The 1,503-nt window shown below is 69.1% G+C and carries 1 protein-coding gene; it reads right to left on the reverse strand.

Features of this window, described 5'->3' with window-relative positions:
* Positions 1–635 precede the first annotated feature (635 nt).
* On the reverse strand, positions 636–1,100 hold the full coding sequence (locus tag ABT160_RS46965) for a hypothetical protein (RefSeq protein WP_351656565.1): 465 nt from the start codon (positions 1,098–1,100) through the stop codon (positions 636–638).
* Positions 1,101–1,503: the final 403 nt, after the last annotated feature.

Consider the following 1,503-nt stretch of genomic DNA (forward strand, 5'->3'; position numbering starts at 1 on the left):
CAGAGCTCAAACGGCTCCGGTGAGAGCAGTGCTCACCTGCTGGCGGCTACGGACCGTAGTCTCCCTCACGGCCCGACGAGTCCCATTAGGTGAGCCGTAAGCTTCATCACGTGGATAAGGAAGCTGAGACCGAGGTGGACTGCCGCGTTGTCTGGTCGGTTGAGGCTGGCCTGGAGGGGCGGTGGAAGTCCGTATCTGCGCCCTCTGGTGAGCGGGCTGAGGCTTTGGCTCGACTGGAGTGGTGCCGGGTGCATGCGGCGCCGGCTGTGTCGTATCGACTGCTCCGTGAGACGACCAGAGTGACCGTTGCGGTGGAAGATGCCTGAGCCGTTGTGTGCTCGAACTGTTCCGATGCCCCTGCGGCCCGGCAGGGGCCGGGGCCGGGGGCGCAAGGCGGACGGCAGGACACGGGCGTGAGTTGAGGCACGGAGCCGGGCCGCGGCGGACGGCGGGCGGCAGGGCCGGTCGGTTCCTGCTGGTGGGTCTCCTGCTGGCGCGACAGCCCGCGGCAGCGGCCCGGGTACGGGGTTGGACGCGGGCGGGCGCGGTGGGGACGGGCGGGACGCGGGCCGGGCGGCGAAAGACCCCGCCACCCCAGGGCGGTGGGCCTCGGGGTGCAGTGGGGACGGGCGGATTCAGCGCCCGTACAGGGAGATCACGGTCCGGCCGAACGGGGCGGGACGCCAGTCTCCGGGGTTCTTCCCTCGCCGCCTGGCGTCCCAGCGGATCTGCGCGGTGGGCGGCAGGACCATCGGGATCGTGGGTGCGTTCCTGTTGTGGCTGTCGGGCAGGAACAACCCCACGGACACATGGCTGTGGACCGGTGCGTGCTGCCAGTGCCCGGGCAGGGACGCCTGATGCTCATAGGGTTCCAGGAACGCGACAGGGAGCCAGGTGCCGCCGGCGTCCTGGACCCGCAGGCTCACCACGAGCGTTGCGCCCTGGAACATGTCCGCGGGCGGGTCGCCCACGACGACGGAGAAGAAGACCGTGGAGACCTGGCTCAGGTCGAGGGGCGGTGAGTAGCCGGTCCCTTTGAGCGTGGAACCCGCTGGATCGTCGAGGTTGTTGGCCCAGATCCGTCGCGCAGGCTGAAACACGGCTTCCCCCAGACACCAGGGTCATCACGGTGCGCCCGTCCAGCAGGACATTCACCGGCCAGGTGTGGTCGCCGTCGACGATTGCGCTGGGGATCATCCAGCCGTACGGGCCCTCGTGGACGACGGGTTCACCCTCCAGCCCGTGCTCCATCCCATTGGAGCCGAGGAGCGGGTACCACAGGCCGCCGTACCGTTCCTCGAAGCGGAGCAGGGCGTTCACTTCCTGCGGCGACGCCGCTCGGGTTCGCCCGTCCGCATCGACCGCGGTGGCTTGCTCCTTGAGCGTTTTCAGTGTGGTCACCGATCGGGTGATGGCGGTGGCTGCGTAACAGGCGAGGCTCCCGGGCTGTTGAGCGAGAGATCTCACATCTCATCTCGTCAGCCGGGGAGCCTCGTTGGTTAC

Source organism: Streptomyces sp. NPDC001941, assembly GCF_040296945.1.
Lineage (GTDB): Bacteria > Actinomycetota > Actinomycetes > Streptomycetales > Streptomycetaceae > Streptomyces.